The 3,276-nt window shown below is 72.0% G+C and carries 2 protein-coding genes; both read left to right on the top strand.

Going from position 1 to position 3,276, the window contains the following annotated elements; genetic code table 11:
* Positions 1-146: 146 nt before the first annotated feature.
* The gene (locus FOE67_RS20785; protein ID WP_182666360.1) at positions 147-1,145 is read left to right on the top strand and encodes a malate dehydrogenase; all 999 of its coding nucleotides are present in this window, start codon (positions 147-149) and stop codon (positions 1,143-1,145) included.
* 482 nt (positions 1,146-1,627) lie between these two features.
* A complete protein-coding gene (locus FOE67_RS20780) occupies positions 1,628-3,130 on the top strand; it encodes an aldehyde dehydrogenase family protein (protein ID WP_182666359.1) in 1,503 nt (500 codons plus the stop codon).
* The last annotated feature ends 146 nt before the right edge of the window (positions 3,131-3,276 follow it).

The following is a 3,276-nucleotide window of genomic DNA, read 5'->3' as shown; positions in this document are numbered from 1 at the left end:
CCGTTGGGGCGGTCCCGGCCGCGCCCGGAGGGGGCGCCCGGGGGCCGTCCGCTAGGCTGCTGGAGGTCTCTTGACGTGGAGAGAACTCAGCGTGTTCCTCTGCTCGGGGACCGGCCGTCGTCGTCCGACCAACGGGAGACCCACCCATGTCCACCGCGTCCCGCACCCCCGTCACCGTGACCGTCACCGGCGCCGCCGGCCAGATCGGCTACGCCCTGCTCTTCCGCATCGCCTCCGGTCAGCTGCTGGGCCCGGACGTACCGGTGAAGCTGAACCTGCTGGAGATCACCCCGGCGCTGAAGGCGGCCGAGGGCACCGCCATGGAGCTGGACGACTGCGCGTTCCCGCTGCTGTCGGGCATCGACATCAGCGACGACCCGAACGTCGCCTTCGACGGTACGAACATCGCGCTGCTGGTCGGGGCCCGCCCCCGCACCAAGGGCATGGAGCGCGGCGACCTGCTCGAGGCCAACGGCGGCATCTTCAAGCCGCAGGGCCGCGCCATCAACGACCACGCCGCGGACGACGTGCGGGTCCTGGTGGTGGGCAACCCGGCGAACACCAACGCGCTGATCGCGCAGGCCGCCGCGCCGGACGTGCCGGCCGAGCGCTTCACCGCGATGACCCGCCTGGACCACAACCGCGCGCTGACCCAGCTGTCGAAGAAGACCGGTGCGCCGGTGTCGGAGATCCGCCGCCTGACCATCTGGGGCAACCACTCCGCCACCCAGTACCCGGACATCTTCCACGCGGAGGTGGCGGGCAAGAACGCCGCGGAGACGGTGAACGACGAGACCTGGCTGGCCGAGGAGTTCATCCCGACCGTCGCCAAGCGCGGCGCGGCGATCATCGAGGCGCGCGGCGCCTCCTCCGCGGCCTCCGCCGCCAACGCCGCCGTGGACCACGTCCACACCTGGGTCAACGGCACCGCGGAGGGCGACTGGACCTCCATGGCGATCCCCTCCGACGGCTCCTACGGCGTGCCGGAGGGTCTGATCTCCTCCTTCCCGGTGACCTGCCGGGACGGTCGTTACGAGATCGTGCAGGGGCTGGAGATCAACGAGTTCTCCCGCACCCGGATCGACGCCTCGGTGAACGAGCTGGTCGAGGAGCGCGAGGCGGTGCGCGGCCTGGGTCTGATCTGACCCCCGGTCGCCGTTCCCCTCCCGCGGGTCGCCCGATCGGGTGGGTTCACGGGTCCGGTTCGGCCCGGATTTCCCCTCGGCCCCCGGTGGCACCGTCCACCGGGGGCCGTCGCGCGCGTGGTGACGGGTACGGACATGACGGGAAATCATCCGTGATGCGAGGGAAACGCGTCCGTGATGTGTTCGATACGTGCAGACCGGTTGCCATGACGGGGAGCACACCCCCACGATGGGTCGCATTGCACTCTCTTGCCCCTTTTTCTCCCTCTTGACAGACCATCGATGGTCACATTCGACGGTGACAGCCATCACTTTTGTGCATCGGTGGACATGCCTGCCCTCGAAACGGGCATGAGCGGACCTCGTGTCCCGCTCGACCGATGCCATCGGCCACCCGCGGGCACGCAGGACCGCTCGCCGCACCCCGGCGGGCCCGCAGGAAGTGATGCGCGTCACACATGCGCGCGAGGAGAGGGCAGCACGTGTCGGCCATCGAGAGCATCCACATATCCGGGCAGTGGCGAACCGCCGCCGACGGCGGAACCCGGGAGATCCTCGACCCGGCGGACGCCTCCCCCCTCGCCGTCGTCGCCGAGGGCGGGACCACCGACGCCGACGCGGCCGTGGCCGCCGCCCGCGAGGCCTTCGACTCCGGCAGCTGGCCCGGGACCCCCGTCGCCGATCGCGCCGAGTTGCTGCGCCGCACCGCCGACCTGCTGCAGCGCGACCGCGAGGAGATCGCCCGCACCGAGTCCCGGGACACCGGCAAGACCCTCGCCGAGGCCCGGATCGACGTGGACGACGTCACCGCCGCCTTCCGCTGGTTCGCCGACCTCGTCGTCAACGAGGGCGGCGGCCGGGTCGTGGACGCCGGCTCCCCCGACGTGCACAGCGTCGTGGTGTACGAGCCGGTCGGCGTCTGCGCCCTCATCACCCCCTGGAACTACCCACTGCTCCAGGCCAGTTGGAAGATCGCCCCGGCCCTCGCCGCCGGCAACACCTTCGTCGTCAAGCCCAGCGAGCTGACCCCGCTGTCCACCATCCACCTGATCCGGTTGCTGACCGAGGCGGGCCTGCCCCCCGGCGTGGCCAACCTCGTCACCGGGGCCGGCGCGCCCGTCGGCGCCCGGCTGGCCGAGCACCCGGACGTGGACCTGGTCTCCTTCACCGGCGGCGTGGTCTCCGGCACCGCCGTGGCCGCCGCCGCCGCGCCGACCGTCAAGAAGGTCGCCCTGGAGCTGGGCGGCAAGAACCCCAACGTCGTCTTCGCCGACGCCTGCGCGACCGACGAGGGCTTCGACACCGCCGTGGACCAGGCGCTCAACGCCGCCTTCATCCACAGCGGCCAGGTCTGCTCGGCCGGCAGCCGACTGATCATCGAGGAGTCGGTGCGCGAACGGTTCGTCGCCGAGCTGGCCGCCCGCGCCGACCGCATCCGCCTGGGCCGGGGCACCGAGCCCGGCGTCGAGTGCGGGGCACTGGTCTCCGCCCGGCAGTTGGAGCGCACCGAGGAGTACGTGGCCTCCGCGCTGGCCGAGGGCGCGGTGCTGCGCTGCGGCGGCGAACGCCCGAAGCCCGACGCGCTGATCCCCGAGAGCGGCTGGTTCCACCGCCCCACCGTGCTGGACCGGTGCCGACGGGACATGCGGGTCATCCGGGAGGAGCTGTTCGCCCCGATCCTCACCGTGGAGACCTTCCGCACCGAGCGGGAGGCCGTGGAGCTCGCCAACGACACCGAGTACGGGCTGGCCGGCGCCGTCTTCTCCGCCGACACCGCCCGCGCCCGCCGGGTGGCCGGCCGGATGCGGCACGGCACCGTGTGGATCAACGACTACCACCCCTACCTGCCGCAGGCCGAGTGGGGCGGTTTCGGGCGTTCCGGCATCGGCCGCGAGCTGGGCCCCTCGGGCCTCGCCGAGTACCGCGAGACCAAGCACGTCTACGAGAACCTGCGCCCGGCCCCGGTGCGCTGGTTCGCCGGCTGAGCGGCCCCGGCGACGGGGCGGGCCGGCGGAAAACCCCGCCCCGGAGCGAGCCGTTTCACCATTCGCCCATTTCACCCGCATACCCCGACTTTCCGGAAAGGGCTTCGCGAAACCCGATGAGCACCACCCCACCGCAGGACCCCACC

Source organism: Streptomyces calidiresistens (genome assembly GCF_014141525.1).
GTDB lineage: Bacteria > Actinomycetota > Actinomycetes > Streptomycetales > Streptomycetaceae > Streptomyces > Streptomyces calidiresistens.
The sequence above is the reverse complement of the archived record's forward strand: the minus strand, read 5'-3'. Positions and strand labels throughout refer to the sequence as shown.

Coding starts and splice junctions, on each gene's coding strand:
- FOE67_RS20785 (WP_182666360.1), top strand. CDS start 147: ATGTCCACCGCGTCCCGCACCCCCGTCACCGTGACCGTCACCGGCGCC.